13 protein-coding genes are annotated in these 16,896 nt (G+C 62.6%); 6 read left to right on the forward strand and 7 right to left on the reverse strand.

Going from position 1 to position 16,896, the window contains the following annotated elements; all coding sequences use genetic code 11:
- Positions 1-10: 10 nt before the first annotated feature.
- Positions 11-478 carry a PH domain-containing protein gene (locus CKO25_RS01210; protein WP_200386072.1) on the forward strand — a complete coding sequence of 156 codons (468 nt, stop codon included), beginning with the start codon at positions 11-13 and terminating at the stop codon, positions 476-478.
- A gap of 153 nt (positions 479-631) precedes the next feature.
- Here the strand turns inward: CKO25_RS01210 and CKO25_RS01215 are convergent, their stop codons facing one another.
- Positions 632-2,137, reverse strand: coding sequence for a leucyl aminopeptidase (locus CKO25_RS01215; RefSeq protein WP_200386321.1), 1,506 nt, complete (start codon positions 2,135-2,137; stop codon positions 632-634).
- A gap of 213 nt (positions 2,138-2,350) precedes the next feature.
- Between CKO25_RS01215 and lptG the strand changes: the two genes are divergently transcribed.
- Entirely contained in the window at positions 2,351-3,415 is a 1,065-nt protein-coding gene (gene lptG / locus CKO25_RS01220; RefSeq protein WP_200386073.1) for an LPS export ABC transporter permease LptG, read from the forward strand.
- Positions 3,416-3,488: 73 nt separating this feature from the next.
- On the opposite strand, the gene CKO25_RS01225 is transcribed toward lptG, so the two are convergent.
- A complete protein-coding gene (locus CKO25_RS01225; protein WP_200386074.1) occupies positions 3,489-3,950 on the reverse strand; it encodes an RDD family protein in 462 nt (153 codons plus the stop codon).
- Between the two features lie 282 nt (positions 3,951-4,232).
- Here CKO25_RS01225 and CKO25_RS01230 point away from each other — a divergent pair, with 282 nt between their 5' ends.
- The 3 genes from CKO25_RS01230 to CKO25_RS01240 all read left to right on the forward strand — a co-directional run bounded on the left by CKO25_RS01230 (position 4,233) and on the right by CKO25_RS01240 (position 8,685).
- Positions 4,233-6,947: a PAS domain S-box protein gene (locus tag CKO25_RS01230; protein ID WP_242467255.1), complete on the forward strand. Its 2,715-nt coding sequence runs from the start codon at positions 4,233-4,235 to the stop codon at positions 6,945-6,947.
- An 8-nt stretch (positions 6,948-6,955) separates the two neighbouring features.
- Positions 6,956-7,585 carry a response regulator transcription factor gene (locus tag CKO25_RS01235; RefSeq protein ID WP_200386075.1) on the forward strand — a complete coding sequence of 210 codons (630 nt, stop codon included), beginning with the start codon at positions 6,956-6,958 and terminating at the stop codon, positions 7,583-7,585.
- Between the two features lie 116 nt (positions 7,586-7,701).
- Positions 7,702-8,685, forward strand: a complete 984-nt coding sequence (locus CKO25_RS01240) for an aldolase catalytic domain-containing protein (RefSeq protein ID WP_200386076.1) — start codon at positions 7,702-7,704, stop codon at positions 8,683-8,685.
- Positions 8,686-8,777: 92 nt separating this feature from the next.
- On the opposite strand, the gene CKO25_RS01245 is transcribed toward CKO25_RS01240, so the two are convergent.
- Positions 8,778-9,299, reverse strand: a complete 522-nt coding sequence (locus CKO25_RS01245) for a DUF7931 domain-containing protein (protein WP_200386077.1) — start codon at positions 9,297-9,299, stop codon at positions 8,778-8,780.
- A gap of 439 nt (positions 9,300-9,738) precedes the next feature.
- Here CKO25_RS01245 and CKO25_RS01250 point away from each other — a divergent pair, with 439 nt between their 5' ends.
- Positions 9,739-10,320: an OmpA family protein gene (locus CKO25_RS01250; RefSeq protein ID WP_200386078.1), complete on the forward strand. Its 582-nt coding sequence runs from the start codon at positions 9,739-9,741 to the stop codon at positions 10,318-10,320.
- Between the two features lie 323 nt (positions 10,321-10,643).
- Here the strand turns inward: CKO25_RS01250 and purB are convergent, their stop codons facing one another.
- From purB to mnmA, 4 genes are all read right to left on the reverse strand, one after another.
- On the reverse strand, positions 10,644-12,017 hold the full coding sequence (purB, locus tag CKO25_RS01255; RefSeq protein WP_242467257.1) for an adenylosuccinate lyase: 1,374 nt from the start codon (positions 12,015-12,017) through the stop codon (positions 10,644-10,646).
- Positions 12,018-12,022: 5 nt separating this feature from the next.
- Complete coding sequence (gene acnA, locus CKO25_RS01260; protein ID WP_200386080.1) at positions 12,023-14,683, reverse strand: aconitate hydratase AcnA; 2,661 nt, start codon at positions 14,681-14,683, stop codon at positions 12,023-12,025.
- Positions 14,684-14,889: 206 nt separating this feature from the next.
- Positions 14,890-15,522, reverse strand: a complete 633-nt coding sequence (gene hflD / locus CKO25_RS01265; protein WP_200386081.1) for a high frequency lysogenization protein HflD — start codon at positions 15,520-15,522, stop codon at positions 14,890-14,892.
- A 121-nt stretch (positions 15,523-15,643) separates the two neighbouring features.
- Positions 15,644-16,762: a tRNA 2-thiouridine(34) synthase MnmA gene (mnmA, locus tag CKO25_RS01270; RefSeq protein ID WP_200386082.1), complete on the reverse strand. Its 1,119-nt coding sequence runs from the start codon at positions 16,760-16,762 to the stop codon at positions 15,644-15,646.
- Positions 16,763-16,896 lie beyond the last annotated feature (134 nt).

Raw genomic sequence — 16,896 nt, forward strand, 5'->3', positions numbered from 1 at the left:
GGAGAAAATCATGTCCGATGTTTTCTATGACGCACACCCGTCAATGTTGCGCACGCGGCCCTTCTCGACCCCGTTCATGATGCTGGCGCTACTGGTGGGGCTGGTCCTCGGTTTGATTGGCCCCGTCGGACCGCTCGTGATGATGGCAGAGGCATTCGAACCGGAACAGGTGAAGCTCGTCGGTTGGGTGGTCGCGGGCCTGGCGGCGCTGCAGTTATCGGTGTGGTGGTTGGCCAGTCGCGCCGATCGCCTGGTGCTGCGCGATGATGAGATTGTTTGGACCCACGGGTTGCTGAATAAGAGTTACACGGAACTGAAGTTGGGTTCCGTGCGTACGGTGCGCGTCGATCAAAGCCTCCTACAGCGCCTCCTTGATGCGGGTGATATCAAGATCTTCACGACAGGAGACCTGCCCGAACTGGTGGTGCGGGGGTTGCCGGCGCCCAACCGTCTGCGGCAACTGATCAAGGCGTCCTGACGGGCGTCGGCTGGCCGTCGCGGATGGTTCAAGGGTTTCCAGGGCCTCCCACACGGCAACCGCGCCGCCTTACCGGCCACGGCGGATTCGTGCAGGGCCGCGCGCGGGTGCGCACCGGCCCGGTCGCGTGATCAGGGTGCGTGGCGCCGTCTTTCAGTGTGGGATGACCCCGCTGCGTTGCAGCAGCAGTTGCGTCAGCAGCGCGACAGGACGCCCGGTCGCGCCCTTCTCCTTGCCCGTCAGCCAAGTGGTGCCGGCGATGTCCAGATGCGCCCAGCGGTAGGCCTTGGTGAAGCGGGCAAGGAAGCACGCGGCCGTCACCGCGCCCGCTTCGCGACCCCCAACGTTGGCCATGTCCGCGAAGTTGGTGTCGAGTTGTTGCTGGTAATCATCCCAGAGTGGCATGCGCCACGCGCGGTCGCCCGCGGCCAGCCCAGAATCAATGATCTCCTCGGCGAGCGCATCGTCCTGTGTGAAGAGTCCCGAGGCATGTTTGCCGAGGGCGATCACGCAAGCCCCGGTCAGGGTGGCGAGATCGATCACCAACGCTGGCTCGAAGCGCTCACAGTAGGTCAGGGCGTCACAGAGGATGAGACGGCCTTCCGCATCGGTGTTCAGAATCTCGATGGTTTGCCCGGACATGCTCGTGACGATGTCGCCAGGCTTGTTGGCGTCCCCGTCCGGCATGTTCTCGGATGCCGGCACGACACCGATGAGGTTGAGCGGCAGCGCCAAGGCGCTCGCGGCCTGTAGGGCACCGAACACCGCGGCACCGCCACACATGTCGTATTTCATCTCGTCCATGTCTGCCGCGGGTTTGATGGAGATGCCGCCGCTATCGAAGGTCAGGCCCTTGCCCACCAGCACGACGGGTTTCTCCCCAGCCGCACCGCCGCGGTGATGCATGACGATGAGCTTTGCGGGCTGACGACTCCCGCGCGACACCGACAGGAGCGCTCCCATTCCGAGTGCCGCCATGTCGGCCTCATCAAGGATCTCTGTCTCGAGTGCTGCCGACGCCTCGCCGAGTGCGAGGGCCTGGTCCGCGAGATAGGTTGGGGTGCAGAGATTGCCTGGAAGGTTGCTGAGTTCCTTCGCCAGTTTGACGCCCGCGGCCATGGCGCGACCCTGCTCGATGGCGGTCTGCGCATGCGCCTGATCCGCCGGCTCCGCCAGCCAGACGCTCAGGGTGTGCAGTGGTGTCGTCGGGGCCTGCTGATCTTGCGTTTTGGTGCGTCCGTAGCGATAGGTTTTATCCTCGCTCGTGAGGATGAGATCGCGAACCGCGGTGTAGAGGCCGAGTCCGTCGCGGGCGAGTTCTGGCAGGGTGCAGAGCGCCGCACCGGCGCGCGTCTGGTGCAGGGCGGTGATCCCCGCGGCGATGGCCTTGCGATAATTCTCGCGCCCGAACTCCTCCTGTTTGCCGCAGCCGACGAGCAGAATCCGTTCGGCGGCAAGATTCGGCAGGTCATACAGCATGAGAGTGCCACCGATCCGCCCATCCATGTCGCCTTTGCTCAGGAGGTCGGAGAGCCGTCCGCCGCAGGCCTGGTCGATGGCCTGACCAGAGCCCATGAGCTTGCGCCCTTCAAAGATCCCCATCAGGATACAAGGGGTCTTCTGTTGCGCGATCTCACCGGTCTTGATTGTGAATTCCATCATAGAGCTCCTGGAAAAGGTCATCCCGGCACGGGCTGAATGCGGCGCATCCGACGCCTGTGGCGGGCGCGGTCTCTTGGTCTGGGCGCCTGAGTGTACCGGAAGAGACTGGATGCTCGAAAGCGTGGGGTGCTGTTGGTGCCTGGCGCTGCTAGCGGTCGTGGTTCCGCCGAGGCGGATGTGGCGCGTGCGCGTTCGGGATGGCGCGTCCGCATGAGGATCCTCGACCGCTATCTGGCGAGCGCGGTCCTCGGAGGGACCCTGCTGACGCTGGGGGTGCTGCTGCCGCTCTTGGGCTTCTTCATCCTGGCCGAGGAGGTGGATGCGTTGGGGGTCGATGGCTATGGCTTCATGGAAGCGATGCTCTTCATGGGGCTGAGTCTCCCGCGCTACGCGTATCAAATCTTCCCTATCGCGACCCTCATCGGTGCGCTGATTGGTCTGGGCGCGCTCGCGAGCCGATCTGAGCTGGTCGCCATGCGCGCGGCAGGGGTTTCGGTGTGGGGGATTATTCGCGCGAGCTTGCTCGGTGGCTTGGTGCTTGCGGCCGTGGCCGTGGTGATTGGCGAGGTGATTGCACCGAAAGCGGAGCAGCGCGCGCTCGAACTGCGCCGTCAGGCGTTGTCTGGCGATGTCTCCCAGCAGACACCCTATGGCTTTTGGGCGATCGACGATCGTGCTTTCGTGAATATTCGTGAGATTGAGTCACCCACTCGGCTCAGCGATATCTTCATCTATCAGGTCGACGCCGCGACCGGGTCGTTGGTCGCTACGCATGCCGCGGGCGCGCGCTATCAGGACGAGGGATGGGTGCTGGAGACGATCGCGCGCAGCCGGGTGAGCGCGCAGGGTGTGACCGTCGAGCACATGGAACAGGCCCAGTGGGACTCCTTGATCGATCCCGGCATCCTGAAGGTCATCGTACTTGAGCCGCATCTATTACCGGTCTGGGGACTCTACAAGTACATCCGCTTCATGCGTCTCAACAAGCAGGACGCGGGCAATTACGAGATTGCGTTTTGGGGCAAGGTGTTTCATCCGGTGTTGACCTTGTCGATGATTTTCGTGGCGATCCCAATCCTGTTGGGTTCCGCGCGAACCACGGGGTTCGGCCAACGGATTTTCATCGGCGTCCTGGTTGGGATCCTTTACTATCTCGTGAGTCGGACCTTTGCGTTTTTCGCCTTGTTGTTCGAACTCGCGCCATTGGCCGCGACCCTGCTGCCGCCCGCGCTCTTTTTGTCCGCGGCCCTGCTCCTCCTGCGTCGCGTCGGTTGAGGGCGGGTCCGGGTTGCCGAGGCCTTGCCGCCAGCGTGGTGTGCGGCGCGTCCTTGTTCGATCGGCACCGGGCTCAGGGGCGAGTTTTGGGCTTGAGCATCACCACCCGGGTGCCGGAGCGGCGGTCGTGCCAGGCCAGCCCATCGCGATCGAACAGGCACCAGATCAACCCGAGCCCGGCTGGCATCAGACTCAGCGTGGCCCACCCAACGCGTGCGAGGGCATCTCGCGTACTCAGCGTTTCGCCATCGTCGCGAATCACACGAAAACGCCAGGCGCGCATCCCGAGGGTTTGCCCACCGTGGGTCCAGAAGAAGACGTAGAATCCGATAATGACGGCGAGGAGATAGAGCTGCATGAGGAGCCGCATGAGCGGTTGCTCGTCCGGCGAGCCACCCGTGAGAAGACCATAGGGGATCACGATCAACATGAGTGCGAGCATGAGAACGCCGAGCAGCAGGACGCTGTCATAGAGGAGCGCGCCGATCCGGCGCCACAAGGAGGGGATGCGCGCTTGGCTGATATCGATGTCCATGGTATTCGTCTCGAAAACGCTGAAGGGTGCATCGAACCCGGGCCTGGGTGCGACGGCCGAGCGAATCGGCATGGTCGCTGCGTACCGGGCTCGCCGTGGCCGGCACTCGCGGCGCTGATCTGCTGATGCGTGCGCGCCCCGTGGCCTTGGGGTTGATCCGGGTCTTAAGGAGCGCTGGACCCACGGGGCCCGCCGATCGCGGCAGGGCTGGCTGGTGCTGGATCCATCGGTGGGCGCGCGAAAGCATTGCGCTCGTACTTCGCTGTTCTGGAACGCGGTGTCATGCGGATCTCAATCAAACCCTTCCTCCTGCTGTTGCTGCGGCGGGTGCCCATGCCGGTCATCGCGATTCTGGTTGGCCTGGCCGTCGGGCTTGCGGTCTGGGGTCTGCTCGACCAGATTCAAAGCCGTCAAGTGGCAAAGATCTTCGGTCAGGAACTGCAGGCCCAACTCTACCAGCGTGCGCGCGAGAGTCTGATTCGTTTCGACCGCTATGTGTCCAGCTATGGGTCGACGACCCGCCTGCTCGCGAATCATCGTCTGCTGTCTGAATATCTCGATCCCTTGTTCTGGTCTGGTGATGAAGCGCCAGCGCCGCTCCTATACCAGCAGTTTCGTCCCCATTGGCTCCCTGACTTCTTCGAGCGCGAGGCCCTCAGCGCTCCCAGTCACGTCATCCTGACCGATCAGCAAGGACGGGTGCGAGAGATCTTCCAGGCGGGAGCCACTCCTGTTCCGCCCGATCTCGCCACCCAGGTTCCGGCACGTCTGCTTCACGCCCGCGACGTGCGATCCACGATCGATCGTCTCGGCGATGGACTCTACTTGGTGAGTAGTGATGCTGTCGAGGATGCGGGTGGGTACCCGATGGGTTATCTGGTGGTCCTGGTGCCGATCGATGATGCCTTTCTCGCGTCCTCCCAGCGCGGCATTTTCGTCGGGCGGGCGGCGGTCGCCCTGGTCGACGGCGAGGACCAACGCATCATCGTGAGTGTGGATTCGCAGCTCTTGCCACCAGCCACCCTGGTCGAGCAATGGTCGGATAGTTATCTGGTGACCTCGCAATCCATGCCGGAGTACGACGGAGCGCATTCCAATGTCCTGTTCGCCACCTTCATCCCACATGCCGCGGTGGAGAAGATGTCCCGGCACGTCCAGTTATTGGAACAGCGTCAACGCGCGATCGCGGCAGTCGTCTACATCCTGGTGTTCACGGCACTCATCTACTTGGTGTCGTCGCGGCTGAATTCGGTCTTGAAGCGCATGACCCGGTTCTCCCAACGCGCATTGGGGATTTCCGAGCCGGGCTTCCATCGCGGCGGCAATCAACTCGTCCTGCTCGAGGAGTGGATTCGGCATTTCACCCAATTGGTGCTCAAGGCGCGTGAGGAGATGAGCATGCAGCACCAAGCCGAGATGCGCGAAAGCGAGGCCTTGAAGGCCGCGGTCATGGAGGCATCGCTCGATGCGATCGTCACGCTTGATCATGACGGGCGCATCATCGAGCTGAATCCAGCTGCGGAGCGCGTGTTCGGACTCGAGCGTCTGCAGGTGACGGGGACACCGTTCGCTGAACATTTTCTCCCAGAGATCGCGCGTCCGGCCTTTCAGCGTCTGCTCGACCGTTCGCGTCACCTGCATCGCGAGCCACAAGGACGCGGCGAACTGGTGGCCTTACGGGCGGATGGCGCGGAGATACCGGTGGAGATCTCGATCGCACCGATCGACTTGGAAGCCGAGCGGTTCTATACGCTCTATATCCACGACATCACCGCGCGCAAACAGGCCGAGCGCGAGATTAAGAGTCTGGCCCGCTTTGCGAGCGAGAGCCCGAATCCGATCCTGCGGGTGAGTGCCGCGGGCAACATCGTTTACGCGAATCGAGCCAGCCGGCTGCTGCTCCAGGGATGGGGCAGCGAGCCGGGCGAGCCGTTACCGCTGGAGTGGGTGGAGCAAGTGACGGTCGCGCTTGACAGCGGTGAGCCTCAGGAGCGGGAGTTCGAGGTCTCGGGGCAGGTCTATTCGCTCCTGTTCGCGCCCATTCGCGACCTTGGGTATTTGAATATCTACGCGCGCGATATCACCGCCGTGCGGCGTGCCGAGCAGGAGGCACGCCAGCACCAGGCCGAACTGGTCCATGTCTGTCGCCTCAGCACCATGGGCGAGATGGCGACGGGAATGGCGCATGAACTCAATCAACCGCTCTCGGCGATCGTCAACTATGCCAACGGTTGTAGCCGTCGGTTGCAGAGTGGGGCATCGAATCCGGACGACTTGGTCGCGGCGATGGGTCAGATCACGCAGCAGGCACAGCGCGCGAGCGAGATCATCCGCCGTCTGCGTGCGCTCGTTGGCAAACAGGCGGCGATCCGTGCCGATGTCGATCTCAATCACCTGGTGCGCGAGGTCTGCTCGTTCGTCGAGTTCGAGACCACGCGCATCGGACTGCAGATCGCATTGGATCTCTCCACCGCCCCGATCCCGGTGAATGTGGATCTGGTGCAGATCGAGCAGGTGTTGCTCAACCTGGTGCGCAACGCCACCGATGCCTTGCAGGAGGTATCGGAGACCCAGCGACACCTCCTGATCCGGACCTGGATCGATCGGGAGGGTTGGGCCAGGGTGGCGGTTGTGGATTCCGGGCCTGGGATCCGCGCCGATTGGCTCCGACATCTCTTCCATCCCTTTTTCACAACCAAGGAGAGCGGCATGGGGATGGGGCTCGCCATCAGCCAAACCATCATCGAAAACCACGACGGTCGCATCTGGGCCGAGTCCGAGCCTGGACAGGGCTCGACCTTCCATGTTGCGCTGCCCCTGCTCGCGCTCAGCGAGTCGCTAGAGGAAGAGCCCTGTGCCAGTCATGAGGGCAAGGGCGATCACGTGAGCCAGCGCGACGACGCACGCTTAAGGCTCGCGGGAGCGGATGCGCGCACGGCGCCCATGCCAGGGGGAACGCCAAGCGGCGATCCAATCCCAACAGCTTTGCTGGAGTGACGTTTTGCATGAATACCGATGCCACTGTTTTTGTCGTTGACGACGACCAGGCCATGCGCACCTCCTTACAATGGCTGATCGAGTCCACCGGGCTTACGGTGCAGACCTATGAATCCGCCGATGTCTTTCTGGCACGCTATACTCCGGGGCGCCCGGGTTGCCTGCTGCTCGACGTGCGCATGCCGGGGATGAGTGGCTTGGAGCTTCAGGCCCATCTCGCCCGGGCGGGTTATCGGTTGCCCGTGATCCTGATCACCGGGCACGGTGATGTCGCGATGGCGGTCAAGGCCATGAAGGCGGGGGCCGTGGACTTCATTGAAAAGCCGTTTCATGACGAGGATCTCCTGCGCAGCATCGCGCGTGCGCTCGACGACGACAAACAGAAGCGCGCCAAGCACGCGATGCGCGCTGAGATTGCGGCCCGACTCGCGGAGTTGACACCGCGCGAACACGAAGTGATGGCAATGGTCACGGATGGGCGCTCGAATAAGGACATTGCCGCAGCGCTTGGTGTCAGTGCCAAGACAGTGGAGGCCCATCGGGCGCGTGTCATGGAAAAGATGCGCGCCGAGTCGCTTGCGGAACTGGTCCGCATGGCGCTCGCGGTTGCCTCGGAGGATCACCCTGCCGGTCGATGATGCGCGCGCTGGCCAGTGTCCGATCCGCGGAGCCTGATCCGCCTCCGATCCCATCCCGAGAATGTCCGACGCATGACGTCGGTGCTTTTTTGAACCGCTCTCTTGGAGAACACCCGATGTCCAATAAGGCCCCCTGGATCACCTTCCGCCCGGAACTCAAGGTGCTCGACTGCACCGTGCGTGACGGGGGGCTGGTCAATGCCCATCAATTCAGCGACGCATTCGTTGCCGCCGTCTACCGCGCGTGTCTGGAGTCCGGCATCGATTACATGGAAATCGGCTACAAGAACTCGCAGCGGGTGTTCCCGACCGAGCGATTCGGCCCCTGGCGACATTGCGAGGAGGCCGATCTGCGACGTGTCGTAGGCGATCATGATGCTGAGGTCACCGGCTTGAAACTCGCGGCGATGGCCGATGCGGGCAAAAGTGAGTGGCAGACGCAGTTGTTGCCAGCGAGCGAGAGCGTGCTGTCGATGATCCGGGTTGCCTTCTATGCGCACCAGGTCTCCGAGGCGGTTGACATGATTCGCCACGCCTGCGAGCTTGGCTATGAGACGACCGCGAACCTTATGGCGGTCTCCAACATCACCGAGACTGAGATCGACACGGTCTTGGAGGCCATTGCCGAGACCCCTGCCAGCACCATGGTGATCGTCGACAGCTTCGGCCATCTCTACCGCGAGCAAATCGATCGCCTCTACAACAAATACGCAATGGCTCTCGCCGGAACTGGCATGGAGATCGGCATCCATGCGCATAACAATCTGCAATTGGCGTTCGCCAATACCATCGAGGCCATCATCCTGGGCTGCAATCGGGTCGACGCCACCCTCTTTGGCTTCGGGCGCGGCGCCGGGAACTGCCATACCGAACTCTTGCTCGGTTTTCTGCGCAACCCCAAATTCAATGTGCGCCCGCTGATTGAGGTGATTCAGGAGCAGATGTTGCCGCTGCGCCAGGAACTCGATTGGGGGCCATCTGTGCCCTATAACATTACCGGTCAGCTCAACCAGCACCCGCGCGCGGCGATCGAATGGCGCGACGGGGCGACGCCCGATGATTACCTGAGCTTCTACGATCGGGTCGTCTCCGAGATTTGAACCGGGCGGCGCACCGCTCGGGAGGGTGAGCGCACGCGGGTGCCGCGGTTGTGGTCGAACCCCGAACCTCGGGCCAGCACCGGCGGCGCGATTCACAGATGCAGGCGTCGCAGCTCCACAGTGGCCTCACTGTGCTCCCACATCCTTTCGAAATCGCGCCCGAGGCGGCGCGCCTCGCGCCGCCCGCGGGGGTCGGCGACGGCCTCCTGCCTGGTCGCGAGAGCCCGTCTCACATAAGCGCGCCGATCGCCGATCAGGAAGGCGTCGGTCCGATGTTTGAAATCATCCCCGAGTTGTCGAATCGCAATGCGTGATGTCAGGCGGTTCGCCAACTCGATCAAACGGCTGTGCATGCGCCCCGAGGGCCGCGGATCGGCAAGCAGGATACGGATACAGGGCGCGGATCGGGCGAGCGCAAGCGTGCGGACCGCGTCGACGAACGCTGAGCTGTTATAGAGGTCTGGCGTCAGGGCGTCATCGAACAACAGGAGTTCATCGCGCGTCTGCGCGACGATCGCGATGCTCATGTCACGCAGAGCCGCGGGTGTTTTGATCAGGTGCCGCTCGTCCTCGAACGGCTCTGCTCGTGCTCCGGGGCTAGGCGGCATGGCCATCTTCGCCTCCTGTTGATGCGCGTGTCGCGGGTCGGTTCGCGTGCAGCGGGGTTTTCGGCGTCATCGACACCATTCCCATGGTGCGTTGTTAAAAAGCAACATCTTGTTTCGCCGTTGCCAAGTCCCGATTTCCAAGAGACTTAACCTCGCCTCGGTGTCGGCAGGCTGTGGTATCTGGGTTTCATCGTTGCAAATATGTTTCGGACAGCGAAAAAAGTTGCACTTTTGCTCCTGTTGTAGTCTAAAATGTCTTTGTCCCAACTGCGGTCTGTCAGATCTTGTCAGCTGAGTGCCCCTCCGGGCTCCTGGATACCTTGGCGGACTTGCGGTGAACGAGAGATCCAGCGCGATGGTGTTGCTTTTTCCTGACATGTCCAAAGGCTCTGGTCACGGTCGACGTTCGAATCATCATCCATCCACCTGAACAGGAAACGAAAAGATGCGCAAACAGAAACTGACCTCAAGGCTGGCCGCGCTCGCCGCACCGCTCGCCATGGCGGCGACGATCGCAATGCCCTTGGCCGCGCAAGCGGACTATATGAACGAACACTTCTGGTCAGCCATGCCGACGGGCACCGCCTGGGTGAATAGCTCGGGCGAGTGCTGGCAGAGTCTCCAGGGTCCGGGCGACCTGGAGCCTTGCGTCCAACCGGCTCCGGTTCCAAAGGAATTCACCGTTCGTCTCAACTTCGAATTCGACAAGTATGAGATTGCGAATGTGGTCAACGACAACGAGCTGCAGCGCTTGAATGACTACATCGCCCAGGTGAAGGCGACCCCCGTGCGCGAGGAGATCTCGATTGTTGGTCACACGGATGCGAAGGGTTCCGACGAATACAACATGGCACTCGGCATGCGCCGCGCTCAGTCCGTGCGCGACTACATGGTGAGCCGTGGCATCCCGGCGAGCGATATCGTCTCCGTCATCAGCATGGGTAAGCGCGAGATGTTGCCGGAGTACGACATCTACTCAGTCGAACAGCGCCGTGTTCGCATCCTGGCTGAGTACGAGGGGAACTGATCACTTCAATCGCGTGATGGGTGTGATCGATCGCTCGGTAGGCCGATGCGATCTCCCATCACGCGAACGTGACGTCACCCGGTCGGTTCGAAGACTGATTTGATTACAAACCTGCTGATCACGTCCGTGATCAGCAGGCGCGGGTCCATTAAGCCTCATCCCCCCGAACGGGGCTTATGGTACGGCCGTGTGCGTTTCGACGCACACGGTCTTTTTTTTGCTCGACGAATAGGCGCGCGAATCGTCGCGGTTAGCCACTGTTCTCGTTCGATCGATCACGCACTTGGAACACACTCGGGGGCCGTCTTAAGACCTCGACCCACTCACACTGCGCGTGCGAGTTGCACCGCATCGCCGAGATAGGTCGAAGGCGAGAGCGACCGGAGCTCGTGTTTGGCGGCGTCCGGGATCTCAAGTGTCTCGACGAATGCCATCAGTGCCTCACGGGTAATCCGCTGTCCCCGTGTCAGGGCCTTAAGCCGCTCATAAGGCTGCTCCACCTGGTAGCGCCGCATCAGGGTCTGGATTGCCTCGGCGAGAACCTCCCAGTTGGCGTCCAGATCGGCTGCAAGGCGGTGTGGATCGACTTCCAATTTGCCGATCCCTCTGCGCAGGGACTGCAGGGCGATACTGGTGTGGGCGATGCCGACACCAAGGTTGCGCAACACCGTCGAGTCGGTGAGGTCGCGCTGCCAACGTGAAATGGGCAATGTCTGCGATAAGTGTCCGAGGATCGCGTTGGCGAGTCCAAGATTGCCCTCCGCGTTCTCGAAGTCGATCGGGTTGACCTTGTGCGGCATGGTCGAGGAGCCAATCTCTCCCGCGACCGTGCGTTGCTTGAAATAACCAAGCGAGATGTAGCCCCAGATATCCCGAGAGAAATCGATTAGGATCCGGTTGCAACGTGCCAGGGCATCGAAAAGTTCGGCGATGTCGTCATGGGGTTGAATCTGGGTTGTGTAACCGTTCCAAACCAGTCCGAGGGACTCGACCAGATCACGGCTCAACCGAGGCCAGTCGACCTCGGGATAGGCCGTGCGATGGGCATTGTAGTTGCCGACCGCACCGTTCATCTTGCCCAAGAGCGCGACTGCGCTGATCCGGTCACGCTGGGCGCGCAGCCGCCACACGACATTCGCCATTTCCTTACCGAGCGTGGTGGGCGTGGCTGGTTGGCCATGAGTGCGTGCAAGCATCGGCTGCTCGGCATGGCGGTGAGCCAGTTCCCGAATGGCTTCGATCACGGCATCGAGCTCGGGTTGGATGATGCGCGCTCGCCCAGCGCTCAGCATGAGTCCATGCGCGAGGTTATTGATGTCTTCCGAAGTGCAGGCGAAATGGATGAACTCGCTCGCTGCCCCTAACTCCGGATCCTCACCGATCTGTTCCTTGAGGAAATACTCGACAGCCTTGACGTCGTGATTGGTGGTTTGCTCGATGGCCTTGATGCGTTCGGCGTGCGTGACGTCGAACCCGTCCGCCAAGGCCTCTAGGCGAGACACGGCGGTGTCGGAAAAGACCGGCACCTCGGGGATGCCGGGGTGCCGTGACAACGCCAGGAGCCAGCGCACTTCCACCAGGACGCGATATCGCATCAATCCGAACTCGCTAAAGATCGGGGACAGTGCCTGGCTCTTGGCGCCATAGCGCCCGTCGATCGGCGAGATGGCGGTGAGACGATTCAGGGGCATGGTCATGGTGATCAGGCGGCAAGTCGGCGCAGCACAAAGGGGAGGATGCCACCGTGGCGGTAATAGTCGACCTCATTGGGCGTGTCGATCCGAACCTTCGTCCGGAAGCTCTTCAGAGTTCCATCCGCCGCCGTGGCGCGCACCTCGACCTCCTTGGCCTCGGCATTCTCAAGCCCGCTGATGTCAAAGGTCTCGTAGCCCGTGAGGCCGAGCGTCTGGGCCGTCTCGCCAGGCAGGAACTCAAGCGGCAGGATGCCCATGCCCACCAGATTGGAGCGATGGATGCGTTCATAACTCTCGGCGATCACGGCCCGCACCCCCAGCAGACGGGGACCCTTGGCGGCCCAATCGCGTGAGGAACCCGAACCGTATTCCTTGCCGGCGATCACAATCGCTGGGATGCCCTCGGACTGATAACGCATGGCGGCATCGAAGATCGACATGGGCGCATGGCTCGGCTGGTGCAAGGTGACCCCGCCCTCGGTGCCCGGCGCCATGAGGTTGCGCAGCCGAATATTGGCGAAGGTGCCGCGCATCATGACTTCATGATTACCACGCCTTGATCCTAAGCTATTGAAATCCTTTTGCTCGACGCCCTTTTCGATCAGGTAGCGACCGGCGGGGGAGTCAGCCTTGATAGAGCCCGCGGGCGAGATGTGGTCGGTGGTGATGGAGTCGCCGAGCAAGGCGAGACAGCGTGCGCCCCTGATGTCGCTGACCGGCGTGACTTCGAGGGTCATCCCCTCAAAATAGGGCGGGTTGCGGATGTAGGTCGACTCTGGCCAGTCATAGGTTTGGCTGTCGGCTGCCTCGAGCGATTGCCAGCGGGCATCGCCCGCGAAGACATCGGCGTAGGCGGCGGTGAATTCGTCGACCGTCACATGCTTAGCGATCGCCTCCGCCACCTCATGCTGGGTGGGCCAAATGTCCTTCAGGTACACCGGCTGTCCATTTGGTGCAACGGTCAGCGGATCCCGGTATGGGTCGAGATCGATCCGTCCGGCGATGGCATAGGCGACGACCAGGGGAGGACTCGCGAGATAATTCATGCGGACCTCGGCGTGAACCCGGCCCTCGAAGTTGCGGTTGCCCGACAGAATGGACACGGCGCAGAGGTCATGTTCGGCGATGGCCCGCGAGACCGGTTCGGGCAGGGGCCCCGTGTTGCCGATGCAGACCGTACAGCCATAGCCGACGTTGTGGAATCCCAATGCCTCGAGCGCGGGCGTGAGACCGGCATGATCCAGGTAGCGGGTGACCGCCATGGAACCTGGGCCGAGTGAGGTCTTGACCCAGGGCGCTGATGTCAAACCCAGGGCGACGGCCTTCTGCGCGACCAAGCCGGCGGCGAGCATCACGCTGGGATTCGAGGTGTTGGTGCAGGAGGTGATGGCAGCCACCACGATGGACCCGTCGGTGATCGTCACCGGTTGGCCAGCCATCTCGATCCTGGCCGGCCCCTTGTCGGGAATGTTGCGCTCTGCCTTGAGCGCGGCTAAGGCGCTCGGGAAGTGGGTGGCCATCTCGGTCAGTGGCACGCGATCCTGTGGGCGCTTCGGGCCCGCGAGTGAGGGCACCACATCACCGAGATCGAGCGCCAGTGTCTCGGAGTACTCGGCCTCGGGGGCATCACTGGTGTGCCACGTCCCCTGGGCCTTGCAATAGGCCTCGACCAGGGCGATCTGAGCCTCGTCACGACCGGTCAGACGCAAATAATCGAGCGTCACCTGATCGATCGGGAACAGTCCGCAGGTCGCGCCGTACTCCGGCCCCATGTTGGCAATGGTCGTGCGATCGCCGATCGGCAAACTGGCGATGGCCGGGCCGTAGAATTCGACGAACTTCCCGACGACCCCGTGACGGCGAAGCATCTCGACGATGGTCAGCACCAAGTCGGTGGCGGTCACGCCCTCGCGCAGACTGCCCGTGAGTTTGAAGCCGACGACCTTGGGCACCAGCATCGAAACGGGCTGACCCAACATCGATGCCTCGGCTTCAATGCCGCCAACCCCCCACCCCAGGACGCCGATCCCATTGACCATGGTGGTGTGCGAATCGGTTCCAACACAGGTGTCGAAATAGGCCTGGGCGTGTCCGTTGCTGGTCTTCGGGAAGACGACGCGGGAGAGATATTCGATGTTTACCTGATGGACGATCCCGGTGTCCGGCGGGACGACCTTGAAGTCGTCGAGGGCCTGTTGCCCCCACTTGAGAAACTGATAGCGCTCCTGATTGCGTTCGAACTCGAGCGCGGCATTCAACGAGAAGGCCTCGGGGGAGCCGAAATGATCGACCTGGACGGAATGGTCGATCACGAGCTCCGCCGGTTGCAGCGGATTGATCTTGCGGGGATCTCCACCCAACGCCTGCATCGCATCCCGCATCGCTGCGAGATCGACCACCGCGGGCACGCCGGTGAAGTCCTGCATCAGGACGCGTGCCGGGCGATATTGGATTTCCTTGGCAGGCTCCGCTTGTGGATCCCAGGCTGCCAGATCCTCGATGTCCTGGCGGCGGACGGTCACACCATCTTCGTGGCGGAGCAGGTTCTCCAGCAGAATCTTCAATGAGAACGGCAGGCGCGCACTCCCGGGGATCGCATCGAGCTTGAAGATCTCGTACGGCGTCCCGGCGACGTCGAGAATGGCCTTGGAGTGGAAGCTGTCGTTCATGTCGGGGCTCCGGTTACGGGGGTGGGGATAGGGGCCGATTCTAGCCGGCACGCCGCGGTGACGCCAGATGCTGCAATGCAATAGAACAGCTCCGGGGCGGGTCTCCTGACGCATCACGCCGGCGAGCGGTCTGTCCACTAGAGTCTCGTGAGGCGAGGCGGTCTCGGCTGTACTCCGTCGCCACGGGTGCTGAAGGTGCGGTGCACTCAGGCCCGATCAGGGAGTTGCGCCAAGTAGCGTCTGGCGTCTGCGAGAATGTCCTTGTTCTTGAACAGGATCTGCCAACGGGTCCCGCCCACTTGACGCCACAAGATGGCAGAGCGGATGCCGGACAAGAGCAGGGCCCGCACCCGATTCTGATTGTCGGGATTTTGGAGATGGAGGGGATCCCCGCGCACGATGATGCGCGGTTCGAGACGGCTTAAGGTCTCGCTGTAGAGTCCCGCGAAATGCGCGATCATGTTCGGATGCAGGAGGGCGAAGTGCTCTTGCTTGGCTTGCGCGGCGGCGATGCCTTCACCGATGCGCGCGAGCAAGTCCGGGCGCTTGGCCAGCGTGCGCTCGAGTCGCATCAGGAGCATGACGTAGCGGGTGAGTTCGAGATTGCGCTGGGGTTGGCCGGTGAGTTGAGCAATGATTTGTCGCGCCCCGTTGGCAACCGCGCCCGGCTCGCCATAGACCGCGCTGACCTCATCGGCATCGACCTGGAGCAGGCTGTAGATGCAGGGCTCCATGGTGTCGAGATCGACCGTGCCATGCCGTGCGACGCGCAGGACGCAGTTGACGGCCTGGTAGATGCCAGCGAGAGCGGTGAGGCGGTCGAGAGGGTCGTGGGACATGCCAGTGGGGTCTTCTTCCATGGGGATTGTCTTGTTATACCCGATCCAGTCGAAATTTTCGCGCTCTAGGGGATACCGGGTCGGCCTCGCGGGGATGACCCTGGGGGGCCGTTGAGCGGGCTCATGCCGCGCAATCCGATTGCAGCACAACCGCGCCGCCAAGACATTCATCGTCACGGTAGAAGACGATTGATTGCCCTGGCGTCACGGCGCGTTGTGGCTGATCGAAGTGGACGCGACAGCCCGCCTGATCACCGGCGAGGATCTCACAGCCTTGGAGCGGTTGGCGGTGACGCAGTCGGGCACGGCATCGGAAGGGCCATTCCCCTGGTGGGTGCCCGGCGATCCAGTGCGCCGGGCCGGTATGGGCCACGCTCGACATCAACAGTGGGTGATGGGTGTCCTGGACCAGGATCAGGCGGTTCCGCGCGACATCCTTGACGGCGGCGAACCAGGGCCGCTCGGGGCGCCCCGGCTTCCCACCGACCCCGAATCCTTGTCGTTGTCCAATGGTGTAGAAGGCCAGACCGCGATGCTCGCCGATGCGGACGCCATCGGGGGTCTCGATGGGGCCAGGCTGATCCGGTAGATAACGCGCGAGGAAATCGCGAAACCGACGCTCGCCGATGAAGCAGATCCCCGTGCTGTCCTTCTTCTCGGCGTTCGCCAGCCCGAGTTCGCGTGCGCGGGCGCGAACCTGGGATTTCTTGAGGTCCGCGAGCGGAAACCGGGCTTGGGCGAGCTGCTCCTGGTCGAGCAGGTGCAGGAAATAGGTCTGATCCTTCTCCGTGTCCGCGCACAGTCGCAGGTGCGCTCCCTGCGCGTCATGGGTCACGCGCGCGTAATGACCGGTGGCGATCGCCTCGGCACCGAGCGCGCGCGCATGGTCGAGGAAGGCGGCGAATTTGATCTCGCGGTTACACAGCACATCTGGGTTGGGTGTGCGGGCGGCGCGGTATTCCGACAGGAAGGTCTCGAAGACGTGATCCCAGTACTCGGTTGCGAAGTTGACCGTGTGCAGCTCGATGCCCAGACGCTCCGCGACGGCGCGGGCATCCGCGAGATCGGCGGCCGCGGCGCAATAACCGGGGTCATCGTCCTCCTCCCAGTTCTTCATGAAGAGCGCCGAGACCGCGTGGCCGCGTTCGATCAGGAGATGAGCCGCAACGGCGGAATCAACGCCGCCCGAGAGACCGACCATGATGCGTTTGCTTCGCTCGGCGTCTGGCCTGTTGCTCATCTGTCGCTTGTCCTGCATGCCAACGATCACCACTGCATTCTACACCGAAGGGTGCGAATCGCCTCGAGGCTCACCACGCCTCGGCCGCGCGCGCATGGCGTGGTGAGCATTCCTGGACGCGCTGGCCACCAGCG

Source organism: Thiocapsa imhoffii, assembly GCF_016583985.1.
Lineage (GTDB): Bacteria > Pseudomonadota > Gammaproteobacteria > Chromatiales > Chromatiaceae > Thiocapsa > Thiocapsa imhoffii.